Source organism: Streptomyces sp. NPDC001816 (genome assembly GCF_042892235.1).
Taxonomy (GTDB): domain Bacteria; phylum Actinomycetota; class Actinomycetes; order Streptomycetales; family Streptomycetaceae; genus Streptomyces.
In genome coordinates, this window is sequence record NZ_JBIATY010000010.1 from 1 (window position 1) to 24,642 (window position 24,642).

Sequence of the window (24,642 nt, forward strand, 5' to 3'; positions counted from 1 at the left end):
GTGCGGTCAAGAGGGTGTCTAACTCGGTCGTCACAACCCGATGTTGGACACCCTCCCTGCGTCCGTGAACCCCGCAATCGGAACTACTCGTCTAGGCCTGTCCGAGGCCCGGCTCACTCCGAGTCGGGCCCGTACACCTCGACCTTGTCCGAAACCCGGCGTACATGGATGCACTCGCCGGGGCACTCCTTCGCCGAGTCCACGACGTCCGTGAGCAGCGGCAGCGGCACCGGCGTCGTGGCCCCCCGGTGCAGGAGCAGCTCGTCGTCCGCGCCCTTCACATAGGCCAGCCCGTCGATGTCCAGCTCGAACACCTCGGGGGCGTACTGGGCGCAGATCCCGTCGCCGGTACACAGGTCCTGGTCGATCCAGACCTCCAGCGCCTCGCCGCCCGGGGCCTCCTGCTGCACGGTCATCTCTCCTGCCTTCGGTTCGCCGGGCGGTGCCCGAGGCGCGAAGGCCAGCCGGGTCCGCTCCAGCGGCTGTTGAACACCTCGACCCTACCTCCGCCTCCTTTGCGCCGACGGAGAAGCACTTCAGGCCGGCCAGGCGGTGACACCGACCGCTCGTATCGTCGCTCTGCGTGATGATCACAGGAGCGTCCGCAGGCCCGCCCGCGTACCGGCCGACCGGCCCGGAAGGGACAACTCCGGCCAGTCCTGAAGGGTTTTGACCGCTCCCGACAAGGAACAACCCGCTTCCGAATCACGTTGAGTGGGTATTCCCTCCCTGCGAGAGGGAGCGCACCGGGTGACCGACGACACACCTTGACAGTCTCTGTGATCTAGGGGTTTCAATCGTCACCCACCCAGGTAGGGTCTGGAAGCGTCCAGCTCCCCTTGGAGGAGGTGAGGACCGTGGCAGCCCACGACGACGACATGAACCGCGGCATCCGCCCGGGACGAGGGTCCGACGACCCGGCCGGGCAGATTGCCTACCTTGAGCAGGAGATCGCCGTCCTGCGACGCAAGCTCGCCGACTCTCCGCGACACACGAGGATTCTCGAAGAGCGGATCGTCGAGCTGCAGACCAACCTGGCCGGCGTCTCCGCGCAGAACGAGCGACTGGCCAACACACTCCGCGAGGCCCGCGACCAGATCGTGGCCCTCAAGGAGGAGGTCGACCGGCTCGCCCAGCCGCCGGCCGGCTTCGGCGTCTTCCTGCAGGCCAACGAGGACGGCACGGCCGACATCTTCACCGGCGGCCGCAAACTGCGGGTGAACGTCAGCCCGAGCGTCGAACTCGACGACCTCAGGCGCGGCCAGGAGGTCATGCTCAACGAGGCGCTCAACGTGGTCGAGGCCATGGAGTACGAGAGCGTCGGCGACATCGTCACCCTCAAGGAGATCCTCGAGGACGGCGAGCGCGCCCTCGTGCTCGGGCACACCGACGAGGAGCGGGTGGTACGGCTCGCCGAGCCGCTGCTGGACGTCACCATCCGCGCCGGCGACGCCCTGCTGCTCGAGCCCCGCTCCGGCTACGTCTACGAGGTCGTGCCCAAGAGCGAGGTCGAGGAGCTCGTCCTCGAAGAGGTCCCCGACATCGGCTACGAGCAGATCGGCGGCCTCGGCAACCAGATCGAGGCGATCCGCGACGCGGTCGAGCTGCCCTACCTCTACCCGGACCTCTTCAAGGAGCACGAGCTGCGGCCGCCCAAGGGCGTCCTGCTCTACGGGCCTCCCGGCTGCGGCAAGACGCTGATCGCCAAGGCCGTCGCGAACTCGCTGGCCAAGAAGGTCGCCGAGGTGACCGGCCAGGCCGCCGGCAAGAGCTTCTTCCTCAACATCAAGGGCCCCGAACTGCTCAACAAGTACGTCGGCGAGACCGAGCGGCAGATCCGCCTGGTCTTCCAGCGTGCGCGTGAGAAGGCCAGCGAGGGCACCCCCGTGATCGTCTTCTTCGACGAGATGGAGTCCCTCTTCCGCACCCGCGGCTCCGGTGTCAGCTCGGACGTGGAGAACACCATCGTCCCGCAGCTGCTCGCCGAGATCGACGGCGTGGAGGGCCTGGAGAACGTGGTCGTGATCGGCGCCTCCAACCGCGAGGACATGATCGACCCCGCCATCCTGCGCCCCGGCCGGCTCGACGTGAAGATCAAGATCGAGCGTCCCGACGCCGAGGCGGCTAAGGACATCTTCGGCAAGTACCTCACCGAGCGGCTCCCGCTGCACGCCGACGACCTCGGCGAGCACGGTGGCAGCAAGGAGACGACCGTCCAGAGCATGATCCAGACGGCGGTCGAGCACATGTACGCCGAATCCGAGGAGAACCGCTTCCTGGAGGTCACCTACGCCAATGGCGACAAGGAAGTCCTCTACTTCAAGGACTTCAATTCCGGCGCCATGATCGAAAACATCGTGGGCCGCGCCAAGAAGATGGCGATCAAGGACTTCCTGGAGAAGAACCAGAAGGGTCTCCGCGTCTCCCACCTGCTCCAGGCCTGCGTGGACGAGTTCAAGGAGAACGAGGACCTGCCCAACACCACCAACCCGGACGACTGGGCCCGGATCTCCGGAAAGAAGGGCGAGCGGATCGTCTACATCCGTACGCTCATCACCGGAAAGCAGGGTGCGGACACCGGCCGCTCGATCGACACGGTGGCGAATACCGGTCAGTACCTGTAAAGGCAGGGCGGCTGCGGGTGCCCTCGGCGGGTACCCGCAGCCGACTGTTTTTCTGGCCACGACCGGAGCAGGCAATGACGCAAATGATCTCCCCACCAGCGCAAAGGCGTTCTAGGCTCGTTCCTACCGCCGAGTCGCGCAGTGCGGGGACGGGCACCGCACACGCACCGGAGCTCCAGCGGTACTTGAGCGGCGCCCACGACCGAGGGTGCCGCCGGGCAAGGAGGGCCGCATGACCGTACGGCGAGTAATGGGCATCGAGACGGAGTACGGGATCTCCGTCCCCGGCCACCCGAACGCCAATGCCATGCTCACCTCGTCCCAGATCGTCAACGCCTACGCGGCGGCGATGCACCGGGCCCGCCGAGCCCGCTGGGACTTCGAGGAGGAGAATCCGCTACGGGACGCGCGAGGCTTCGACCTCGCCCGGGAGGCCGCCGACGCCAGCCAGCTCACCGACGAGGACATCGGCCTCGCCAACGTGATCCTCACCAACGGTGCGCGCCTGTACGTGGACCATGCCCACCCCGAGTACAGCGCCCCCGAGGTCACCAACCCCCGCGACGCCGTCCTCTGGGACAAGGCCGGCGAGCGGATCATGGCCGAGGCCGCCGAGCGAGCCGCCCAGCTGCCCGGCGCCCAGCCCATCCACCTCTACAAGAACAACACCGACAACAAGGGCGCCTCCTACGGCACGCACGAGAACTACCTGATGAAGCGGGAGACCCCCTTCTCGGACATCGTGCGCCACCTCACGCCCTTCTTCGTCTCCCGCCAGGTCTTCGCCGGAGCGGGCCGCGTCGGCATCGGCCAGGACGGCCACGAACACGGCTTCCAGCTCAGCCAGCGCGCGGACTACTTCGAGGTCGAGGTCGGCCTCGAAACCACCCTCAAGCGCCCGATCATCAACACCCGCGACGAACCCCACGCGGACGCGGAGAAGTACCGCCGCCTGCACGTGATCATCGGCGACGCCAACCTCTCCGAGATCTCCACCTACCTCAAGCTCGGCACGACCGCCCTGGTCCTGTCCATGATCGAGGACGGCTTCATCGCGGTCGACCTCGCCGTGGACCAGCCCGTCCGCACCCTCCACCAGGTCTCCCACGACCCGTCCCTCAAGCGCCTGGTCACCCTGCGCAGCGGCCGCACACTCACCGCGGTCCAGTTGCAGATGGAGTACTTCGAGCTGTCCCGCAAGTACGTCGAGGAACGCTTCGGGGCGGACGCAGACGAGCAGACCAAGGACGTGCTCTCCCGCTGGGAGGACACGCTCAACCGGCTGGAGAACGACCCGATGAGCCTGGCCGGCGAACTGGACTGGGTCGCCAAGCGGGAGCTGATGGAGGGCTACCGCCGCCGTGACGGCCTCGACTGGGACGCCGCCCGGCTGCACCTGGTCGACCTGCAGTACGCCGACGTACGCGCCGAGAAGGGCCTCTACAACCGTCTGGCGGCCCGCGGGCGCATCAAGCGGCTCCTGGACGAGTCCGAGGTCGACAGGGCCCGCACCAAGCCGCCGGAGGACACGCGCGCGTACTTCCGCGGCCGCTGCCTGGAGCAGTACGCGGACGACGTGGCCGCGGCGAGCTGGGACTCGGTCATTTTCGATCTCCCCGGCCGAGATTCGTTGCAGCGCGTTCCAACCCTGGAACCGCTACGCGGAACGCGAAATCACGTCAAGGAGCTGCTGGACCGCTGCCGCACGGCGGAAGACCTGGTCAGGGTCCTGTCAGGCAGCTGAGCGCGCTCAGCGGGCGCTCGTACCGGCCCGGGCGGACAGGGTGGAAATCCCGCCGCCCGGGAATCATCGAGGTGGCCCCCGCACGTTGTCGAAACTGCGGGGCCGATGTCGGACCCGGCTTGTAGGGTCTGATCATCACCGATCGGCAGGCGAACTGAGCGGGGTGAGGGTTATGGCGACCAAGGACACCGGCGGCGGCCAGCAGAAGGCCACGCGCTCTACCGAGGAGGTCGAGGAGCAGGCGCAGGACGCGCAGGCTTCGGAGGACCTCAAGGAGCGGCACGAGAAGCTGAGCGATGACGTGGACTCCGTCCTGGACGAGATTGACGATGTCCTGGAGGAGAACGCAGAGGATTTCGTTCGGTCATTCGTTCAAAAGGGAGGCCAGTAGACCCTTTTGCCTTCGATTCGAAGGTTCCGGGGGCGGTGGGGTGAGCGAAGATTCTGGGGTGAAGCGCTGCTCTCGGTGTAGGGAGCACCTGCCGAGGGCAGCGTTCGCCAGTAACAGGGGTATGTCTGATGGTCTTCAGGCCTACTGCCGGGAGTGCTCGGCCGAGTACTACCGGGAGCGCCAAGAGGCCAAGGGCAAGAAGGTGCGGGAGAAGGTTTCCGTGCCGCCGGGTCACAAGCGGTGTCCGCAGTGTGGCGTCGTGAAGCCGTACTCGGAGTGGGAGCGGAACAAGACCACGTCCGACGGCTGGGCGAGCTACTGCCGGGCGTGCCGCGCGGAGCGGAATCGGGCCAGCTACTTCAAGCGCAAGTACGGCCTCACCGAAGCCGAGCGTGACGCGTTGATCGCCTCCCAGCGGGGCTTGTGTGCGATCTGCCTGGATGCCCCAGCCGTGCATGTGGATCACTGCCACAAGACGGGTAGGGTCCGTGGCGTACTGTGCTTCAACTGCAATTCCGGCCTCGGCCTGTTGAGGGACGACCCCGAAGCGATGAACCGACTGCCGATTACCTGGAAGGAAACGCGTGGAAGCCAACACTCGTAGCACCGGGCGTCTACCAGCTGCCTTCCTGACGCCAGGCTCCTCCTCCTTCATGGACTTCCTGTCGGAGCACCAACCGGAGATGCTGCCCGGCAAGCGGCAGCTGCCGCCCACCCAGGGGGTGATGGAGGCGCCGCACGGGACGACGATCGTCGCCGCGACCTTCCCCGGGGGCGTCGTGCTCGCCGGTGACCGTCGCGCGACCATGGGCAACGTCATCGCCCAGCGGGACATCGAGAAGGTCTTCCCGGCGGACGAGTACTCGGCCGTCGGTATCGCCGGCACCGCCGGTCTGGCCGTCGAGATGGTCAAGCTCTTCCAGCTGGAGCTGGAGCACTTCGAGAAGGTCGAGGGCGCCCAGCTGTCGCTGGAGGGCAAGGCGAACCGGCTGTCGACCATGATCCGTTCCAACCTCGGCATGGCCATGCAGGGCCTGGCCGTGGTGCCCCTGTTCGCCGGGTTCGACCTGGACCGGGAGAGGGGGCGCATCTTCTCCTACGACGTCACGGGCGGCCGCTCCGAGGAGCACAACTTCGCCGCTACGGGCTCCGGCTCGATCTTCGCCCGGGGTGCCATGAAGAAGCTGTTCCGTGACGACCTGACCGAGGAGCAGGCCACGACCCTGGTGGTCCAGGCCCTGTACGACGCGGCTGACGACGACTCGGCGACCGGTGGTCCCGATGTCGCCCGCCGGATCTACCCGATCATCACCGTGATCACCGAGGACGGCTTCCGCCGGCTCTCCGAGGACGAGGCCTCCGAGCTGTCCCGCGCGGTGCTGCAGCGCCGCCTGGAGGAGCCGGACGGTCCCAAGGCCGCCCTGCTCTGAGCGCGGGCCCGGTTCTTATCAAGGTGATCCAGTGACCATGACAGAAAGGGACGGATAACCGGTGTCGACGCCGTTCTATGTCTCACCTCAGCAGGCCATGGCCGACCGGGCGGAGTACGCCCGCAAGGGCATCGCCCGCGGTCGCAGCCTGGTCGTGCTGCAGTACGCCGACGGCATCGTCTTCGTCGGCGAGAACCCGTCCCGCGCGCTGCACAAGTTCAGCGAGATCTATGACCGGATCGGCTTTGCGGCCGCCGGTAAGTACAACGAGTACGAGAACCTCCGCATCGGCGGCGTCCGCTACGCCGACCTGCGCGGTTACACCTACGACCGGGACGACGTGACCGCCCGTGGTCTGGCCAACGTCTACGCCCAGACCCTGGGCACGATCTTCTCCAGTGCCGCAGAGAAGCCGTACGAGGTGGAGCTGGTAGTCGCCGAGGTCGGGGACACCCCCGAGGGCGACCAGATCTACCGGCTGCCGCACGACGGCTCGATCGTCGACGAGCACGGCTCGGTCGCGGTGGGCGGCAACGCGGAGTTGATCAGCAATTACCTGGACCAGCGCCACCAGGACGGCATGACCCTGGCCGAGGCGCTGAAGCTGGCCGTTCAGGCTCTGTCCCGCGAGTCGAACGGCACTCAGCGGGAGATTCCCGCCGAGCGTCTGGAGGTCGCGGTCCTGGACCGTACCCGCCCGCAGACCCGCAAGTTCAAGCGCATCGTCGGCCGTCAGCTCGCGCGCCTCCTGGAGGAGAACGGCGCGGCCACCGAGGCGGAGAGCTCCGAGGAGGAGGGCTCCGAGGCAGAGGGCTCCGAGGAGTAGCCCGTCCGCATCCCGCTCCCGTGTGCCCCGACCGGTCCTGCGGCCGGGGCACACGGCGTTCAGGACGTGCGAGGCGGCGCCGTGGACGCCCGTACGACCAGTTCCACCGGAATGTCCCCGCGCTCGGGCTCCCGGCCTTCCAGGACGGCCAGCAGGGCCTCCATCCCGCGTTCCCCGAACAGCTCGGCGTCCAGTCGTACCGTCGTCAGCTCGGGGTCGAGGGCCGTGGCCAGGGCCAGGTCGTCCAGGCCGGTCACCGAGACGTCGTCCGGCACGCGCAGGCCCAGGCGGCGCAGGGCCTTGTAGGCGCCGGCCGCCAGCTTGTCGTCGTCGCAGACCACTGCCGTCGGCCGGGGGCCGGGCGCGGTGAACGCGGCCTCGGTGGCGGCCAGGGCGCCTTCGATGGAGATCGGCGCGGGGGCCGTACGGATCTGCGTCCCCGGCACGGCGGCCAGGCGCGTTGCCAGCTCCCGCGCACGCATCTCGAACGTCCAGGAGGGCACGTCGGCGGCCAGGTGCAGGACGCGGCGGTGGCCGAGGCCCAGCAGGTGCTCGGCGACCTGCCGGACGCCGTCGGCGATGTCCAGGTTCACCGTTGCCGCGCCCAGACTGCCCTCGGGGTCGCTGTCGAGCATGACCAGCGGGAGCTGGTCGCCGCGGATCGCGGTGAGGGCGTCGGCTGCCATCGAGGAGGCGATGACGCCGTCCAGGGCGGCCTGGGCGGAGGCGAAGGGGTCGCGGGCCGGGCCGATGCCTTCGGGGGAGGGGTAGAGCACGACGCCGAAGCCGTGCCGGGCTGCCACTCGTGCCGCGCCCGTGTAGACGCCGGCGAAGAACTCGGTGGTCAGCGCCGGCACCACGAGCAGGACCGTGCGGGTGCGGCCCAGGCGCAGATTGCGGGCGGCCAGGTTGGGCCGGTAGCCCAGTTCGCGCGCGGCCTCCCGGACCCGCTCGGCGGTGGCCTCCGAGACCCGGCCGCGCCACTTGTCGCCCAGGACGAGCGAGACGGCCGCCTGGGAGACCCCGGCCGCCTGCGCGACGTCACGGCTGGTCGGGCGCGTACTGCTGCGTGCCACGGCGGGGGCCTGCTCCTTCATGTGGACGTGCGAACAGCGCACATGGTACGTATGACTGGGGACGTTATACGTAACACTTGGAGGCGGGACATGGCCGCGGGATACCTGGAGATCCTCAGGGCGAGACACGCGGCCCGTCTGCTGACCGGCACCCTGGTGGGCCGGCTGCCCAACGCGACCGCCGCGATCGCCCTGGTGCTGTTCGTCCGCGGCGAGGGCGGCACGTACAGCCTGGCGGGCGCCCTCGCGGCCGTGTACGGCGTCGCCAACGCCGTGGGCCAGCCGGTGCTCGGCCGCCTCGTGGACCTGTACGGCCAGCCGCGCGTCCAGCTGCCCGCCGCCGTCCTCTCCGCCCTCGCCATGACGGCCTTCGCCTTCTCCGGCACCGACCCGCTGTCCTTCGCGTACGCCGCCGTCGCGGCCGCGGGCCTCTTCACGCCGCCCCTGGAGGGCGGCCTGCGCGCCCTGTGGCCCTCCGTGCTGCGCCGCGAGGAGCAGGTGCACACCGCGTACGCCATGGACGCCGTCGCGCAGGAAGTGATGTTCACCGTCGGCCCATTGCTGGTGACCCTGTGCGTGTCCCTGTGGTCGGAGCGTGCGGCCCTGCTGGTGCTCAACGCCGTCGGCGTCCTCGGTGCCCTCTCGGTGGTCGTCTCGCCGCCCTCGCGCGCGTGGCGCTCGGCCCCGCGCGAGGCACACTGGCTCGGCGCCCTGCGCTCGCCCGGCCTGCTCGTGCTGCTCGGCGCCTTCTTCTTCGTCGGCATCGCGCTCGGCTCCATCACCGTGGCCTCGGTGCCGTACGCCGACGACCACGGCGGTGACGCCGTCTACGGCTGGCTGATGGCCGCGCTCGGCCTCGGGGCCCTTCTCGGCGGCACCGTTTACGGCGCGCGCCAGTGGAGCGGCACGCCCGAGCGGCGACTGCGGATCCTGGTGGCGCTTCTGGCGGTGTGTTACCTGCCGCTGATGCTGATGCCGGGAGCGGTCGCCATGGTGCTGCTCACCGTGGTCTCCGGAGTGTTCCTCGCCCCCTGCATCGCCTGCGCGTTCATCATCGTCGACCGGCACGCGCCGAGCGGAACCGTCACCGAGGCGTTCTCCTGGCTTGTGACGACGTTCACCGTGGGTGCCTCGGTCGGAACGGGGCTGGCGGGCCCGGTGGTCCAGGCCGGTGGCGCGCTGTGGGGATTCGCCCTCCCGGGCGTCGCGGGGGCCGTGTCCCTGCTGGTCCTGCTCGCCACCGGACGGGTCCTCGCAGCTCCCGCGCGGAGCGGGGTTGTTGCGGCTTCATCGGAAAATGATCCAAATCGTGCTGCCGAACCCCGTTTCAGCTCAGGGGATCGGGCGTAATGTTCAGTCATGGACCGCCGCATTTTCGGGCTGGAGAACGAGTACGGCGTCACGTGCACGTTCAGGGGACAGCGGCGCCTGTCTCCTGACGAGGTGGCGCGGTACCTCTTCCGCCGTGTCGTGTCATGGGGCCGCAGCAGCAATGTCTTTCTGCGAAACGGCGCCCGGCTCTATCTCGACGTGGGGTCACATCCGGAATACGCGACACCCGAATGTGACAACGTGATCGAACTGGTCACCCACGACAAGGCCGGCGAGCGCATTCTCGAAGGACTCCTGGTGGACGCGGAACGACGCCTGCACGAGGAGGGAATCGCGGGCGACGTCTACCTCTTCAAGAACAACACCGACTCGGCGGGCAACTCCTACGGCTGCCACGAGAACTATCTGGTGGCACGGCACGGGGAGTTCTCCCGGCTCGCGGACATCCTCATCCCCTTCCTGGTGACCAGGCAGCTGCTGTGCGGCGCGGGCAAGGTCCTGCAGACCCCGCGCGGCGCCGTCTACTGCGTCAGCCAGCGCGCGGAGCACATCTGGGAGGGCGTCTCCTCGGCGACGACCCGCTCCAGGCCCATCATCAACACCCGCGACGAACCGCATGCGGACGCCGAGCGCTATCGCCGCCTGCACGTCATCGTGGGCGACTCCAACATGTCCGAGACGACCATGCTGCTCAAGGTCGGCGCTACCGACCTGGTGCTGCGCATGATCGAGGCGGGCACCGTGATGCGCGACCTCACCCTGGAGAACCCGATCCGGGCGATTCGCGAGGTCAGCCACGACATCACCGGCCGGCGCAAGGTGCGCCTGGCCAGCGGCCGGGAGGCCTCCGCGCTGGAGGTGCAGCGCGAGTACTTCGACAAGGCCGTGGACTTCTGCGACCGCCGCGGCATCCGCACCGGTACCGTCGCTCAGGTCCTGGAGCTGTGGGGCCGCACCCTCGACGCGATCGAGACCGAGGAACTCGACCGCATCGGCACCGAGATCGACTGGGTCATGAAGTACAAGCTCATCGAGCGGTACCGGGCCAAGCACAACATGACCATGTCGCACCCGCGGGTCGCCCAGATAGACCTCGCCTACCACGACATCCACCGCCGTCGTGGTCTGTACTACCTGCTGGAGAAAAGGGGCCAAGCCACCCGGATCTGCAACGACTTGAAGATCTTCGAGGGCAAGTCGGTTCCCCCGCAGACCACTCGGGCCCGGCTGCGCGGCGACTTCATCCGCAGGGCACAGGAACAGCGCCGGGACTTCACGGTCGACTGGGTGCACCTCAAGCTCAACGACCAGGCACAGCGCACCGTGTTGTGCAAGGACCCGTTCCGTTCGGTGGACGACCGGGTGGAGAAGCTCATCGCCGGAATGTGACAAAGGTACGTGAGTCAAGCGTTTCCGCACCGGATTGCCGGAACGCCACACGGGCGTCGTACGTTTTCCGTACGGCGCCCTTCTCGCGTCGTAGAGTTGCGCGCACGCCAATCCACAAGATCGACCGATTACGAGGCATCTCCGTGCGCCGACGCTCCCTCCTCCTCGCCGCTGTACCCGCAGGGCTGGTCACGCTCGCCGCGTGCGGCGACGACAAGTCCGACTCCAGCAAGGCCAGTGCGTCACCGTCGCCCTCGAAGTCCACACCCCCGCCCAAGATCGTGGAGGGGCCGCTGCCGGCGATCACGGCGGGCACGAAGTTCGGCGAGAAGCCCACGGTCGCCAAGGGGACGGGCGAGCCCTCGAAGAACCTCGCGGTCAAGACGGTCATCGCGGGCAGCGGCCGCACGGTCGCGGAGAACGACTTCATCCAGGCGAACTACCTGGGCCAGATCTGGAGCACCGCCAAGGTCTTCGACAACTCCTACGACCGCAACCCGCTGGTCATCCAGCTCGCCCAGGGCAGCATCATCGACGGCTGGCGGTACGCGATCGCGGGCAAGAAGGTGGGCAGCCGGATTGAGCTGGCCGTCCCGCCGGAGCTGGGCTACGGCAAGTCGGGCAACCCGCAGGCGGGCATCAAGGGCACCGACACCCTGGTCTTCGTCATCGACCTGATGGACTCCTTCAACTCCAAGAGCTCCTCCCACGGCAAGCCGGTCCCGCAGACCGACGCCGCCCTGCCCAAGGTCGGCACCAACACCGACGGCAAGGCACCCGAGATCACCGTCCCGAAGTCCGAGCCGCCGAAGAAGCTGGTGTCGAACTACGTCCTGGAGGGGGACGGCGACGAGCTCAAGGCGAACCAGGCGATCCTGTGCCAGTTCAAGGCCGTGGTCTGGGACGGCGGAAAGACGTTCCAGCAGACGTACGGCTCCGGGCGGCTCAGCCAGTTCTCGCTGGAGCAGATGCAGCAGGCCGTCAAGGGCCTGGCTGAGGGGCTGACCGGCAAGAAGGTGGGCAGCAGGGTCCTCGTCGTCGTCCCGCCGGAGCTGGGTTACGGCGACAACCCGCCGAGCGGCGGTGCCGTCAAGAAGGGCTCCACGCTGGTGTTCTCGGTGGACATCCTGGCCGCGATGTAGCCGTGCCGCGCCGTGGTGGCGATGGCAGGCGGCAGACCAGCGGGGATGAAAGACTGTCCGTGTTTCGTGTCGTACACAAGCAGGAGCTTTTGACGTGAGCATCGACAAGCCCGAGATCGACTTCCCGGGCGGCGAGCCCCCGGCGGACCTCGAGATCAAGGACATCTGGGAGGGTGACGGCGCCGTTGCGGAGGCGGGCCAGAACGTCACCGTCCACTACGTGGGTGTTGCCTTCAGCACGGGCGAGGAGTTCGACGCCAGCTGGAACCGCGGCACGCCGTTCCGCTTCCCGCTGGGTGGCGGCCGGGTCATCAAGGGCTGGGACCTCGGCGTGCAGGGCATGAAGGTCGGCGGCCGCCGCCAGCTGACCATCCCGGCGCACCTCGCCTACGGCAACCAGAGCCCGACCCCGGCGATCAAGCCCGGCGAGACGCTGATCTTCGTGGTGGACCTGATCGCGGTCTGATCGTCGTACGGCCAGTGTTCGGGATCCGACCGGACCCGATCGACTGGGGCCCATGCCTGTCCGGGCATGGGCCCTCGGCTTTGCCAGGCCACTTGCGAGCGGTACGGTCGTCGTCCGTAAGCACCACAGGAAGGCGAAGGGCGTCGATGGCCATTGCCAAGGCAGAGCGGCTGATGAACCTCGCGCTGTGTCTGCTCGGGACACGGCGGCCGCTCAGCAAGCGGGAGCTTCGCGATTCGATCGAGGCTTACGTCGAGGCTGTCAGGCCGGAAAAGGGCGCGGCGGGCTCGGACGACTCCTTCAACCGGATGTTCGAGCGGGACAAGGACGACCTGCGTGAGCTGGGCCTGGTGATCGAGACCGTCGAGAACCTCGACGGGGAGGTCGGCTACCTCGCCCGCCGCGACAGCAACCGCCTGCCCCCCATCACCCTGGACGCCGAGGAGGCCGCCGCCCTCGGTCTCGCCGCCAAGGTCTGGCAGCAGGCCCGCCTGGCCGGAGCGGCCAGCGGCGCCCTGCAGAAGCTGCGCGCGGCGGGGTTGCCCGAGGACGTCGACCCGTACGAGGCCCACGGTGCCCTGGAGCCGCGCATCCCGGTGCACGAGGCCGCGTTCGAGCCGCTGATGCTGGCCTGCCGCGACCGCCGCCCGGTCGTCTTCGACTACCGCAAGGCCACCGCAGCCCACCCCGAAACCCGGCATGTGGAGCCGTGGGCCCTTGAGTGCTGGCGCGGCCACTGGTATCTGGCCGGCTGGGACCGCGACCGGGGCGCCGAGCGTGTCTTCCGGCTCTCCCGGATCACCGGGCGGGTGCGCTCGCGGGGCACCGGCTTCACCGCGCCCGTTCCGGACGTCGTCACCGTGCGCGAGACCGTCGCGGGCTGGGCGGGCGAGATCGCCGACCGTTCGGCGCTGATCAGGCTGCGTGCCGGCGCCGGTTACCCCCTTCGGGCGAAAGCCACCAAGGTCCGGGAACTCGGTGACGGCTGGGACGAGTTGGAGATTCCGTACGGGCACGGCCTGGACGCCTGGCTGGTGGAGTTCGGGCCGGACGTGGTCGTCGTGGAGCCGGCCGAGCTGCGGGCCGATGTGGTGGACCGGCTGCGTGCCGTGGCCAAGGGCTGAGGGGAAGCGGAGCACAACCATGGCAGGCAAACCGGTCAGGCCCGTGAACGCCATCGACCAGACCCGGCGGATGCTCTCCCTGGTCACGTACCTCAGGGAGCGCCCCGGCGCCCGGATCGCGGACGTCGCGCGCGCCTTCGGCATCACCGAGGACGAGCTGGTCTCCGACCTCGATCTGCTGCCCATGTGCGGCACCAGCTTCCGCGGCGGCGACCTGCTGGACATCGACACCGACGGCGAGCGCATCTGGTGGCACAACGCGGCCGCGCTCGGCGAGGAGGCGGCCGAGCCGCTGCGGCTCGCCGCCGACGAGGCCACGGCCCTGCTGGTGGCCGCCCGCGCGGTGTCGACCCTGCCCGGCCTGCGGGAGAGCGACCGCCAGGCCCTGCTGCGGGCGACGGCCAAGGTGGAGGCGGCGGCCGGTGAGGTCGCCGGTGCCAGCTCCCGTCTCTCGGTGACCTTCGAGTCCGAGGGCGGTGTCTTCGCCGACGTCGACCGGGCGATCTCGGAGCGCCGCCGGCTGTGGATCCGCTACTACTCACCCGCCCGTGACGAGGTCACCGAGCGCGAGATCGACCCCATCCGCCTGGTCAGCGTCGGACACACCTATGTGGAGGCCTGGTGCCGCCGCTCCGAGGCCCGGCGTACGTTCCGGCTCGACCGGGTCGCCGAGATCAGGATCCTGGACGAGCCCTCCGCACCGCCGGAGATCGAGCTGCGGGACCTGTCCGAGGCCCTGGTGCAGCCGGCCGCCGAGGATCCGGAGGTCGTGATCGAGGTCGGCCCCGGTGGCCGCTGGGTGGCCGAGTACTACCCGCACGACAGCGCCGATGAGCTTCCCGACGGCGGGCTGCGTATCACTCTGCGCACCCCCGATCCGGCCTCCCTGCGCCGGCTGGCCCTGCGTCTGGGCCGCGACGGCAGGATCGTCTCGCCGCCCGAGCTGGCCGACAGCGCCCGCACGGCGGCCGGCGAGGCCCTGGCGGCGTACGACACACCGCCCCCGGCGGCGCCCGGTGGTCACGACGATGGGAACGACGGGCAGTACGAGAGGCAGGAGTGAGCCGCCGGGGCTGTGGCGCCCCGAAGGCGAACGACCAGAAAAAAAGAGGAGCGACGGCTTTGAACGAGTCTCCGGGGTCCGGTGCTGGGGAAATGACGGTGGCGGCCGCCTTCGCCGGGATGAGGAGAGTGGTCCCCGTGGTGTTCAAGGCCGGCTGCCCGGACTGCCGGGGCCGCTTCGAACTCGCCGCGAGCGCCCTGCGCCTGGCCATCGGTGCCACGAGCCGGACGACGTTCTACTCGTTCACCTGCCCCGACTGCGGCTCCTCGGTGCGCAAGCCCGCCGGGGAGCGCATCGTCGAGCTGCTCACCGGCGGCGGTGTCAGGACCCTGCGGCTGCACTCCACGGTGTAGGACCGTCTAGGCTCGACGTCATGTTCTGGCCGATGTTCGCGGTAGCCGTGGGTTTCCTGGGTCTCGCCGTGCTGGGGGTGCTCGCCGTCCGGGTCTTCCTGGAGGCGCGGCGCCTCGGGGAGCAGGTCTCCGACTCCGCGCGGCGTATCAACAGGGCGGCCGAGGATCTGGAGCGGGCGGCGGTGAGCACGGCCCGCGCCGTGGAGTCCCTGTGAGCTTCCCTCCTGCGTCGCTTCGCCCTGTCACCCTGCCCTCCCGGCCAGGTACGCTGCTGATCGCGGCCCATGGACGCAGCGCGGTCCGCAGAGCAGGAGTACGCCCGGGGATTGTCCCGCGTTCATCCCCAGGCGTTACGATCGCAGCCAGCATGACGTCCGGACAAGTGTCCGACCTGTCGGACATCCCGCCTCGGTGAGAAGGTGAAGATTTATGTTCCGCAACGGACTTGAGCCGTGGCACCTGCTGCTCTTCGTTCTGGTGATCCTCCTGGTGTTCGGCTCCAAGAAGCTTCCGGACATGGCGCGCTCGCTCGGCAAGTCCGCGCGCATCCTGAAGAGCGAGGCGAAGGCGATGAAGGACGACGGCAAGCAGGCCGGCACCGCCCAGTCCGCCGGCACCGCCCAGTCCACCGAGGAGCCCGCTCCGGCTCAGCGCACGATCCAGGCCGCCCCCGGCGACGTGACCAGCTCCCGCCCGGTCAACGAGCCGACGGACACGACCCAGCGCTGACGCGAGGGCCGGGGGCATCCGGTCCGCTGCACGAGATGAGGATGTGGGTTGCTCAAGTCTGCCCGCAAGAAGGAAAGGGATCCCGAGGGGCGGATGCCGCTCGTGGATCACTTGCGTGAGCTGCGCAACCGGCTCGCCAAGGGTGTCCTGGCGATCGTGGTCGTCACGATCGTGGCAGCGTTCTTCTACAGGGACATCGTCAACTTCATCACCGAGCCGGTGCTCGACGAGATCGGCTGCCATCAGTCCTTCGGTGAGCTGGCCAACGCCAAGAACGTCCACTGCGCGCACATCACCGTCAGCGGCCTGCTGGCGCCGTTCACCCTGGCCCTGAAGGTCGCCCTGATGGCCGGTGTCGTGCTCGCCTCCCCGGTCTGGCTCTACCAGCTGTGGGCGTTCGTCGCGCCGGGCCTGCACCGCGCCGAGAAGAAGTACGCCTACGCCTTCGTCGGTTTCGGCTTCCCGCTCTTCCTCGGCGGCGGCTACCTCGCGTTCCACGTGCTGCCCACCACCGCGCGGGTGATGATCGACCTCACGCCCAGCGGTGCCGAGAACCTGCTGCCGCTGGACGATCTGCTGGACCTGGTCACCCGCATGATCGTCGTCTTCGGCCTCGCCTTCGAGATGCCGTTGCTGCTGGTCATGCTCAACCTCACAGGCGTCCTGTCCGGGCGGCGCATGCTGGGCTGGTGGCGCGGCATGGTCGTCGGCATCACAGGCTTCGCGGCCGTGGCCACGCCCAGCCCCGACCCGATGACGATGCTGGCACTGGCGGCTCCGATCTGGGCGCTCTACTTCATCGCCGTGGGCATCGCGCTGATCAACGACCGGCGCCGGGCCCGCCGCGAGGCCGACGGCCCCGGGGACGACGAGGCCTCCGACCTGGACCTCACGCCCGAGGACATCGGCTCCATCGAGCCCGTCCCGGCCGCCCGCGCCCTGCCCGAGCAGACGAGCACGGACCGGGTCAACGGCTACGACGACGTGACCTGAGACCGCACCGAGCAGCATGACGCGACGGCCCCGCCCTCGAGGACGGGGCCGTCCGTCGTTGTCGAACAACCCAAGATCCGGATAATGATCGTCCTGTTGTCAGTGCCGCCCGGTACGCTCGAAAGCACGATGACAGAGGATCTCTCACCGGCCGAGCGGTACGCGGCAGCCCGGAGGCGGGCAGCCGAGCAGGCCACCGCGCTCGCGTCCTTCCGCGAGATGTACGACTTCGGCCTCGACCCCTTCCAGATCGAGGCCTGCCAGGCCCTCGAAGAGGGGAAGGGCGTCCTGGTGGCCGCCCCCACCGGCTCGGGCAAGACGATCGTGGGCGAGTTCGCCGTCCACCTCGCCCTGCTGCAGGGCAAGAAGTGCTTCTACACGACACCCATCAAGGCGCTGTCGAACCAGAAGTACGCCGATCTGTGCCGCCGCTACGGAGACGGCATGGTCGGCCTCCTCACCGGAGACAACAGCATCAACTCCGACGCCCCGGTGGTCGTGATGACCACCGAGGTGCTGCGGAACATGCTGTACGCCGGCTCGCAGACCCTCCTCGGCCTCGGCTACGTGGTCATGGACGAGGTGCACTACCTCTCCGACCGCTTCCGCGGCGCCGTCTGGGAAGAAGTGATCATCCACCTGCCCGAGTCGGTGACCCTGGTGTCGCTGTCGGCGACCGTGTCCAACGCCGAGGAGTTCGGTGACTGGCTGGACACCGTCCGTGGTGACACCGAGGTGATCGTCTCCGAGCACCGGCCCGTGCCGCTGTTCCAGCACGTGCTCGCCGGGCGCCGGATGTACGACCTGTTCGAGGAGGGCGAGGGCCACAAGAAGGCCGTCAACCCCGACCTCGTCCGCCTCGCCCGCATGGAGTCGACCCGGCCGTCGTACCAGGACCGCCGGCGCGGCCGTGCGATGCGCGAGGCCGACCGCGAGCGGGAGCGCAGACAGCGCTCGCGCGTGTGGACGCCGGGCCGGCCCGAGGTCATCGAGCGCCTCGACTCCGAGGGCCTGCTGCCCGCGATCACCTTCATCTTCAGCCGCGCCGCCTGCGAGGCCGCCGTCCAGCAGTGCCTGTACGCGGGCCTGCGGCTCAACGACGAGGAGGCGCGGGAGAAGGTGCGCGCGCTGGTCGAGGAGCGCACCGCCGCGATCCCGTCCGAGGACCTGCACGTCCTCGGCTACTACGAGTGGCTGGAGGGCCTGGAGCGGGGCATCGCCGCCCATCACGCGGGCATGCTGCCGACCTTCAAGGAGGTCGTCGAGGAGCTGTTCGTACGCGGGCTGGTCAAGGCCGTGTTCGCGACCGAGACCCTCGCCCTGGGCATCAACATGCCCGCCCGCTCGGTGGTCCTGGAGAAGCTCGTCAAGTGGAACGGCGAGCAGCACGCCGACATCACGCCCGGTGAGTACACCCAGTTGACGGGGCGTGCGGGCCGGCGTGGCATCGACGTCGAGGGTCATGCCGTGGTGCTGTGGCAGCGCGGGATGAGCCCCGAGCACCTCGCGGGACTTGCCGGCACCCGTACGTATCCGCTGCGCTCCAGCTTCAAGCCGTCGTACAACATGGCGGTCAACCTGGTCGAGCAGTTCGGCCGGCACCGCTCGCGCGAGCTGCTGGAGACCTCCTTCGCGCAGTTCCAGGCCGACAAGTCGGTCGTCGGGATCTCCCGGCAGGTGCAGCGCAACGAGGAGGGCCTGGAGGGCTACAAGGCCTCCATGACCTGCCACCTCGGCGACTTCGACGAGTACGCGCGGCTGCGCCGCGAACTGAAGGACCGTGAGACCGAGCTGGCCCGGCAGGGCGCCAACCAGCGCCGGGCCGAGGCGGCCGTGGCGCTGGAGAAGCTCAAGCCGGGTGACGTCATCCACGTCCCCACGGGCAAGTACGCCGGGCTGGCCCTGGTGCTGGACCCCGGCCTGCCCGCCGGCCGCTCCAACGGCCACCGCGGCTTCGACCACCACGACGGCCCGCGCCCGCTGGTGCTGACCGCCGAACGGCAGGTCAAGCGGCTGGCGTCGATGGACTTCCCGGTGCCGGTCGAGCCGCTGGACCGGATGCGGATCCCGAAGTCCTTCAACCCGCGCTCGCCGCAGTCCCGTCGGGACCTCGCCTCCGCGCTGCGCAGCAAGGCCGGGCACATCCCGCCGGAGCGGGCCCGCAAGAAGCGCTCGCAGGCCGCCGACGACCGTGAGATCGCCCGGCTGCGCACGGAGATCCGGGCACATCCGTGCCATGGGTGCAACGACCGTGAGGACCACGCCCGTTGGGCCGAGCGGTACCACCGGCTGCTGCGCGACACCTCGCAGCTGGAGCGGCGCATCGAGGGCCGCACGAACACCATCGCGCGGACCTTCGACCGGATCGTCGCGCTGCTGACGGAGCTGGACTACCTGCGCGGCGACGAGGTCACCGAGCACGGCAAGCGGCTCGCCCGGCTCTACGGCGAACTCGACCTGCTGGCCAGCGAGTGCCTGCGCGAGGGCGTCTGGGAGGGTCTGGGCCCGGCCGAACTCGCCGCCTGCGTCTCGGCGTTGGTGTACGAGGCCCGGGTCGGCGACGACGCCATGACGCCCAAGCTGCCCTCCGGCAAGGCGAAGGCCGCGCTCAGCGAGATGGTCCGGATCTGGGGCCGGCTGGACGGTCTGGAGGAGGAGTTCCGGATCACCCAGACCGAGGGCGTCGGCCAGCGCGAGCCGGACCTCGGCTTCGCCTGGGCCGCGTACATGTGGGCCTCGGGGACGGGGCTCGACGAGGTGCTGCGCGAGGCGGAGATGCCCGCGGGTGACTTCGTGCGGTGGTGCAAGCAGGTCATCGATGTCCTCGGGCAGATCTCGGCGGCATCTCCGGTGGCGGGCTCGACGGTGGCCAAGGCCGCGCGCAAGGCTGTCGATCAGTTGCTGCGAGGGGTTGTCGCCTACTCGTCGGTGGGGTGATGTCTCGTCGGCGAGTGCCGACGCCGGACGGGCGCCGAGCGTGGCTCGGCGCCCGTCCGCGTGCTGCTCGATGCCCAGCCTGAGCGCCGGAGTCCGAGCCCCCTTTTCACTCATCACGGTGAGTAGTTTTCGTACGCCCGTACGTCGTCACGTGTCGCGTTCGAATGATTGCCGAGCGTGCAAATGGGCCGAGCGTACTCCTGTTGCATGGGCGATTTCAGGTGCTTGCCGAATATGACACGGCGATGATCCGGTCGGACTAAGCTCGCCCGCGGCGCACCGAGTTGAGCTGAAATCGTGCGTCTGTTCCCAAACTTCCCGATGATCCCTTCGGTTCCATGACTCTTCCCCCCGCAAGCTCTCCTGACACCCAGCCGATTCGTCTCAGAAGGCATCCATGGTGAGTGTTCAAAAGCCTCCCGGTGGCCGTGAACGTCCTTATGCGCGCGTGCTGTTGCTGCCGGCCATAGCGATGGCCGCGGCGACCGCGGCGGCCGTCGCCCTGGCTCCGGCCTCGGCCCGGATCGCCGTCGGCGGGTGCGGGGCCGTGGCCCTGCTGCTGGTCCTCGCCACGGCCGTCGAAGCCGTCCGCCGCGGACGCAGACTCCGCGAGACACAGGCCGAGCACGCTCGTCACACGGCGTATCTGGAGCGCCGCCTCGCCGCCCACGACGCGGAGATCGTCCGCCTCGGCGCCGACGTCCTGCCCACCGCGCTTCTCCGGCTGCGCCACGGAGAACCGGTCAGAGAGGTGATGCGCAAGGTCGTCGACAACGAGCCCGAACTGCGCCACATGCCCGAGTCGCAGCGCACCCTGCTGCGCACGGCGCTGAAGGGCGCCGACTTCGAGATCTCGATGCGCGACGCCACCGAGCGCTCCTACGTCAGCATCGCCCGCCGCATCCAGGCCATCGTCCACCAGCAGGCCAACGAACTGCGGGAGATGGAGGAGGACCACGGCCGCAACCCCGAGGTCTTCGACGACCTGCTGCGCATCGACCACGGCACCGCGCTGATCGGCCGTCTCGCCGACACCATCTCCGTGCTCGGCGGCGGCCGCCCCGGCCGTCAGTGGCCGCTGCCCGTCTCGCTCTACAGCGTGCTGCGCGGTGCCATGTCCCGGATCCTGGAGTACCGGCGCATCGAGCTGAACTCCATCGTCAACATCAACATCAAGGGCACGTCCGTCGAGCCGCTCCTGCACGCGGCCGCCGAACTCCTCGACAACGCCACCCGCTACTCGCCGCCGTCGACCAAGGTGCACGTCACCGCCGCCGAGGTGCAGTCCGGCCTCGTCATCGAGATCGAGGACGCCGGCGTCAGCCTCAGCGAGGAAGGCCGTGCCCGCATCGAGAAGGCGATCTACGACGCCATGGCGGGCGACGACGCGGAGAACCTGGGCTCGAACCCGCGCCTCGGCCTCGCCGTCGTCGGCCGGCTGTGCAAGGCCTTCGACATGCAGGTCTCGCTGCGCGCCTCCGCCTACGGCGGCGTCCGCGCGATCCTCGTCGTACCGCGCGTCATGACCACCACCGAGCCCGGCGTCGGCGCCGCCCACGGCATCGGTGCCACCGGTGTACCCAAGCCCGAACTCGGCGCGGTGGAGGGCCCGAAGCGCAGGCCCAAGAAGCGCCGCCCCACCAGCCCCCGCATCCCCGCCGGGATCTCGATGGAGGACGACGTCCCCGAGGTCACCGAGTGGACGGCGGGCGGTCTTCCGCAGCGCCGCAGCCGGGTGAAGACCCCGCTCAGTCAGCGGTACGCCGAACAGGCCGCCATCGAGCGCGCCGAGCGCGAGGGCAAGCCGACCATCTGGTCCCAGCCCAAGCCCGAACCCGAGCCCGGGCCCGAGATCGACCCCGAGATCCAAAAGCTCCGGGACCGGCCGCCGGGCATGTGGGTCGACGACTTCTGGAACGGCCTGCGCAAGGGCATGCCCGAGGACGCCACCGCACCCGAACTGACCGACTTCACCCGGAACCCCACCAAGTACCTGCACCTGCTCAACGATTCGGACACCCCCATCGAGGGCGCCACCGACGACGACGAGGGGAACCTCAAGTGATCCAGCAGCGAGGCAACTTCGACTGGATGCTCAAGCAACTCAACGACGGCGTACCGGGCGTCCAGATGATCGTGGTCCTCTCCGCCGACGGACTGCGCATCGCCCGCTACGGCGGCGACCCCGACGCGGCCGACCGGGTGGCCGCCGCCTGCGCGGGCGTTCAGAGCCTCGCCGGTGCCATCATCCAGGAGATCGAGGGTGCCGGCGACATGAAGCTCGTCGTCATCGAGATCGAGGGCGGCTACTTCTACCTCATGGACGCCGGCGCCAACGCCTACCTGGCCGTGCTCGCCGACGTGACCTGCGAGCCCGGCCGGATGGCCGGCATGATGCGCGACCTCGTCGTCCGGATCGGAGCCCACCTCACCAGTCCGCCCCGGCGGAACGGGCAGACCGTATGACTCCTCCGCAACGCAAACGGCGCCTGCCGCAGCAACTGCAGCCTCCACCGCCGCCGCTGCCCGCACCGGCGGACGGCAAGGAGAAGCCCGGGAACCCCGAGCGGCTGTACGCCATCGCCGACACCGCCGACGGCGGCCGGGCCGAACTCGACCTGGTCACCTTGATCGTGGCGCGATCCGCGCCACCGCCGTCGGCCTCACCGGAGGAGGCGGCCGTGATCCAGCTCTGTACCTCCCCCCTGTCCGTGGCCGAGCTCTCGGCCTACCTCAACCTGCCGTTCAGCGCGATGACCGTCCTGATCACCGAGCTGATCACGAACGAACTGGTGCAGGCGCGCGCCCCGATCGTCCGCAAGGCGCTCCCGGACCGTTCTCTCCTCGAAGCGGTGATGCATGGACTTCAACGGCTCTGACACCATCCCCGGCCCACGCACCGAGGATCACCTCCCGCAGACGGCCCAGGCCGCGGTGAAGATCGTGATCGTGGGCGGCTTCGGCGTCGGCAAAACCACCATGGTCGGTTCGGTCAGCGAGATCAGGCCGCTGACCACCGAGGAGACCATGACCCAGGCCGGGATCGGGGTCGACGACAACTACGGCTCCGAGTCCAAGACCGCCACCACCGTGGCCATGGACTTCGGCCGCATCAGCATCACCGACAAGCTGGTGCTCTACCTCTTCGGCACCCCCGGCCAGGAACGCTTCTGGTTCCTGTGGAACGGCCTGTTCGAGGGCGCGCTCGGCGCGGTCGTCCTGGTCGACACCCGCCGCCTGGAAGTCAGCTTCGACGTCATGGGACGCCTGGAGGAACGCGGCGTCCCGTTCGTCGTCGCCGTCAACTCCTTCCCCGACGCGCCTCGTTACCCGACCGAGGAACTGCGCACCGCGCTGGACCTGGCCCCGGAGATCCCGATCATCGACTGCGACGTGCGCCGCCGGGCCTCCAGCAAGGACGTGCTGATGACCCTGATGCGCTTCCTGCACTCGCTCGCCATGTCCGGCGCCCTCACCTGACCCCCATCCGACCCGACCCCCACATCTCCCGTTCCGGAGCGACACTGTGACGCCTGAACCCCCATCCCTCACCGGCACCGACGCCACCGACGCCACTGCCGGCCCGCCGCCCGGCTGCCCGGCGCACGGCCTCGGTCCCGGAGGACTGCACCGGCTCTACGGCCCCGACGCGGCGGACCTGGACGACCTCTACGAACGGCTGCGGGAGGAGCACGGCAGCGTCGCGCCCGCGCTGCTCCATGAGGACGTACCGGTGTGGGTGGTCCTCGGGCACTCCGAGAACCTGCACATGGTCCGCAGCCCCTCCCAGTACGCCCGCGACAGCCGGATCTGGACCGCGCTGCAGGAGGGCATGGTCAAGCCCGACCACCCGCTCATGCCGCACATCGCCTGGCAGCCCATCTGCGCGTTCGCCGAGGGCGACGAACACCAGCGGCTGCGCGCGGCGGTCACCGGCGCCATGTCGACCATCGACCACCGCAGCATGCGCCGCCACATCGGCCGTTACACCCAGGAACTGGTCAACGACTTCTGCGAACTCGGCCGGGCCGACCTCGTCTCCCAGTTCGCCGAGCACCTGCCGATGGCCGTCATGTGCGAGATCCTCGGCATGCCCGAGGAGTACAACGACCGGATGGTGCAGGCCGCCCGCGACGCGCTCAAGGGCACCGAGACCGCCATCCAGAGCCACGGCTACGTCATGGACGCGCTGAGCCGGCTCACCACCCGCCGCCGTGCCCGGCCCGACGACGACTTCACCAGTCACCTCATCACCCACCCCGCGGGACTGACCGACGACGAGGTCCGCGAACACCTGCGCCTCGTCTTCTTCGCGGCCTACGAGGCCACCGCCAACCTGCTCGCCAACGCGCTGCGCATGGTCCTCACCGAGCCGGGCTTCCGCGCCCAGCTCAACGGCGGCCAGATGACCGTGCCGGAGGCGATCGAGCAGTCCCTGTGGGACGAGCCGCCGTTCAGCACCGTCCTCGGATACTTCGCGAAGCAGGACACCGAGTTGGGCGGCCAGCGCATCCGCAAGGGCGACGGGCTGCTCTTCGCGCCCGCCCCGGGCAACGTGGACCCGCGGGTGCGGCCCGACCTGTCCGCCAACATGCAGGGCAACCGGTCCCACCTCGCCTTCGGCGGCGGCCCCCACGAGTGCCCCGGCCAGGACATCGGCCGTGCCATCGCCGACGTCGGCGTGGACGCCCTGCTGACGCGGCTCTCGGACATCCAGCTGGACTGCCCCGAGGAGGACCTGCGCTGGCGGTCGTCCATCGCCTCCCGGCACCTGGTGGCCCTGCCGGTGCGCTTCGAACCGAAGCCCCAGCAGGACGCCGGCCTGCCGCCCAGCGCGTCGCACATCCCGACCCAGCGCGCCACCTGGCAGGTCGGCTCCGTCCGCCCGGAACCGGCCCCCATGCCGGAGCCCGCCCCGGCGATCCCGCGCCCCGCCCCCGAGCCGGCGCCCGCGGCACCGGTGCAGCCCCGCCGCCAGAACGTGTGGCAGCGGATGCTGCGCTGGTGGCGGGGGGAGTGAGCG

At 69.4% G+C, this 24,642-nt stretch carries 24 protein-coding genes; 22 read left to right on the forward strand and 2 right to left on the reverse strand.

Going from position 1 to position 24,642, the window contains the following annotated elements:
- Positions 1–113: 113 nt before the first annotated feature.
- A complete protein-coding gene (locus ACFYZZ_RS30670) occupies positions 114–416 on the reverse strand; it encodes a ferredoxin (RefSeq protein ID WP_389182717.1) in 303 nt (100 codons plus the stop codon).
- Positions 417–857: 441 nt separating this feature from the next.
- Between ACFYZZ_RS30670 and arc the strand changes: the two genes are divergently transcribed.
- The 6 genes from arc (at position 858) to prcA (ending at position 7,015) form a co-directional block, all read left to right on the forward strand.
- Entirely contained in the window at positions 858–2,624 is a 1,767-nt protein-coding gene (gene arc, locus ACFYZZ_RS30675) for a proteasome ATPase (RefSeq protein WP_389182720.1), read from the forward strand.
- A 232-nt stretch (positions 2,625–2,856) separates the two neighbouring features.
- Positions 2,857–4,368 carry a depupylase/deamidase Dop gene (gene dop / locus ACFYZZ_RS30680; protein WP_389182723.1) on the forward strand — a complete coding sequence of 504 codons (1,512 nt, stop codon included), beginning with the start codon at positions 2,857–2,859 and terminating at the stop codon, positions 4,366–4,368.
- A gap of 172 nt (positions 4,369–4,540) precedes the next feature.
- Positions 4,541–4,759, forward strand: coding sequence for a ubiquitin-like protein Pup (locus tag ACFYZZ_RS30685; RefSeq protein ID WP_030608326.1), 219 nt, complete (start codon positions 4,541–4,543; stop codon positions 4,757–4,759).
- A gap of 121 nt (positions 4,760–4,880) precedes the next feature.
- A complete protein-coding gene (locus tag ACFYZZ_RS30690; protein ID WP_389182725.1) occupies positions 4,881–5,363 on the forward strand; it encodes an endonuclease VII domain-containing protein in 483 nt (160 codons plus the stop codon).
- Positions 5,344–6,189: a proteasome subunit beta gene (gene prcB / locus ACFYZZ_RS30695; RefSeq protein WP_389182727.1), complete on the forward strand. Its 846-nt coding sequence runs from the start codon at positions 5,344–5,346 to the stop codon at positions 6,187–6,189. Before ACFYZZ_RS30690 ends, prcB begins: the two co-directional genes overlap by 20 nt.
- Before the next feature lie 61 nt (positions 6,190–6,250).
- Positions 6,251–7,015, forward strand: a complete 765-nt coding sequence (gene prcA / locus ACFYZZ_RS30700) for a proteasome subunit alpha (protein WP_389182730.1) — start codon at positions 6,251–6,253, stop codon at positions 7,013–7,015.
- A 59-nt stretch (positions 7,016–7,074) separates the two neighbouring features.
- On the opposite strand, the gene ACFYZZ_RS30705 is transcribed toward prcA, so the two are convergent.
- Positions 7,075–8,091 (reverse strand): LacI family DNA-binding transcriptional regulator, encoded by a 1,017-nt coding sequence (locus ACFYZZ_RS30705; RefSeq protein WP_389182733.1) that lies wholly within the window; start codon positions 8,089–8,091, stop codon positions 7,075–7,077.
- Between the two features lie 90 nt (positions 8,092–8,181).
- Here ACFYZZ_RS30705 and ACFYZZ_RS30710 point away from each other — a divergent pair, with 90 nt between their 5' ends.
- From ACFYZZ_RS30710 to ACFYZZ_RS30785, 16 genes are all read left to right on the forward strand, one after another.
- Positions 8,182–9,441 (forward strand): MFS transporter, encoded by a 1,260-nt coding sequence (locus ACFYZZ_RS30710; protein WP_389182736.1) that lies wholly within the window; start codon positions 8,182–8,184, stop codon positions 9,439–9,441.
- 9 nt (positions 9,442–9,450) lie between these two features.
- Complete coding sequence (gene pafA, locus ACFYZZ_RS30715; protein ID WP_381668611.1) at positions 9,451–10,812, forward strand: Pup--protein ligase; 1,362 nt, start codon at positions 9,451–9,453, stop codon at positions 10,810–10,812.
- Positions 10,813–10,955: 143 nt separating this feature from the next.
- A complete protein-coding gene (locus tag ACFYZZ_RS30720; protein ID WP_389182739.1) occupies positions 10,956–11,954 on the forward strand; it encodes an FKBP-type peptidyl-prolyl cis-trans isomerase in 999 nt (332 codons plus the stop codon).
- Between the two features lie 94 nt (positions 11,955–12,048).
- On the forward strand, positions 12,049–12,420 hold the full coding sequence (locus tag ACFYZZ_RS30725; protein ID WP_386574710.1) for an FKBP-type peptidyl-prolyl cis-trans isomerase: 372 nt from the start codon (positions 12,049–12,051) through the stop codon (positions 12,418–12,420).
- A 146-nt stretch (positions 12,421–12,566) separates the two neighbouring features.
- Positions 12,567–13,544, forward strand: coding sequence for a helix-turn-helix transcriptional regulator (locus tag ACFYZZ_RS30730; RefSeq protein ID WP_389182742.1), 978 nt, complete (start codon positions 12,567–12,569; stop codon positions 13,542–13,544).
- Between the two features lie 19 nt (positions 13,545–13,563).
- On the forward strand, positions 13,564–14,607 hold the full coding sequence (locus tag ACFYZZ_RS30735) for a helix-turn-helix transcriptional regulator (protein ID WP_389182745.1): 1,044 nt from the start codon (positions 13,564–13,566) through the stop codon (positions 14,605–14,607).
- Positions 14,608–14,699: 92 nt separating this feature from the next.
- Positions 14,700–14,960 carry a hypothetical protein gene (locus tag ACFYZZ_RS30740; RefSeq protein WP_386575014.1) on the forward strand — a complete coding sequence of 87 codons (261 nt, stop codon included), beginning with the start codon at positions 14,700–14,702 and terminating at the stop codon, positions 14,958–14,960.
- A 20-nt stretch (positions 14,961–14,980) separates the two neighbouring features.
- The gene (locus ACFYZZ_RS30745) at positions 14,981–15,175 is read left to right on the forward strand and encodes a hypothetical protein (protein ID WP_386574713.1); all 195 of its coding nucleotides are present in this window, start codon (positions 14,981–14,983) and stop codon (positions 15,173–15,175) included.
- A gap of 214 nt (positions 15,176–15,389) precedes the next feature.
- Complete coding sequence (gene tatA, locus ACFYZZ_RS30750) at positions 15,390–15,689, forward strand: Sec-independent protein translocase subunit TatA (protein WP_389182749.1); 300 nt, start codon at positions 15,390–15,392, stop codon at positions 15,687–15,689.
- Positions 15,690–15,737: 48 nt separating this feature from the next.
- A complete protein-coding gene (gene tatC, locus ACFYZZ_RS30755; protein ID WP_389182752.1) occupies positions 15,738–16,682 on the forward strand; it encodes a twin-arginine translocase subunit TatC in 945 nt (314 codons plus the stop codon).
- An 84-nt stretch (positions 16,683–16,766) separates the two neighbouring features.
- Entirely contained in the window at positions 16,767–19,619 is a 2,853-nt protein-coding gene (locus ACFYZZ_RS30760; protein ID WP_389182755.1) for a DEAD/DEAH box helicase, read from the forward strand.
- A gap of 397 nt (positions 19,620–20,016) precedes the next feature.
- The gene (locus ACFYZZ_RS30765) at positions 20,017–21,684 is read left to right on the forward strand and encodes a sensor histidine kinase (RefSeq protein WP_389182758.1); all 1,668 of its coding nucleotides are present in this window, start codon (positions 20,017–20,019) and stop codon (positions 21,682–21,684) included.
- A complete protein-coding gene (locus ACFYZZ_RS30770; protein WP_145882813.1) occupies positions 21,681–22,085 on the forward strand; it encodes a roadblock/LC7 domain-containing protein in 405 nt (134 codons plus the stop codon). The genes ACFYZZ_RS30765 and ACFYZZ_RS30770 overlap by 4 nt, the downstream gene beginning before the upstream one ends.
- A complete protein-coding gene (locus ACFYZZ_RS30775) occupies positions 22,082–22,498 on the forward strand; it encodes a DUF742 domain-containing protein (protein WP_389182761.1) in 417 nt (138 codons plus the stop codon). The genes ACFYZZ_RS30770 and ACFYZZ_RS30775 overlap by 4 nt, the downstream gene beginning before the upstream one ends.
- On the forward strand, positions 22,479–23,099 hold the full coding sequence (locus ACFYZZ_RS30780; RefSeq protein WP_386574722.1) for an ATP/GTP-binding protein: 621 nt from the start codon (positions 22,479–22,481) through the stop codon (positions 23,097–23,099). The genes ACFYZZ_RS30775 and ACFYZZ_RS30780 overlap by 20 nt, the downstream gene beginning before the upstream one ends.
- Positions 23,100–23,145: 46 nt before the next feature.
- Positions 23,146–24,639, forward strand: a complete 1,494-nt coding sequence (locus tag ACFYZZ_RS30785) for a cytochrome P450 (protein WP_389182765.1) — start codon at positions 23,146–23,148, stop codon at positions 24,637–24,639.
- Positions 24,640–24,642: the final 3 nt, after the last annotated feature.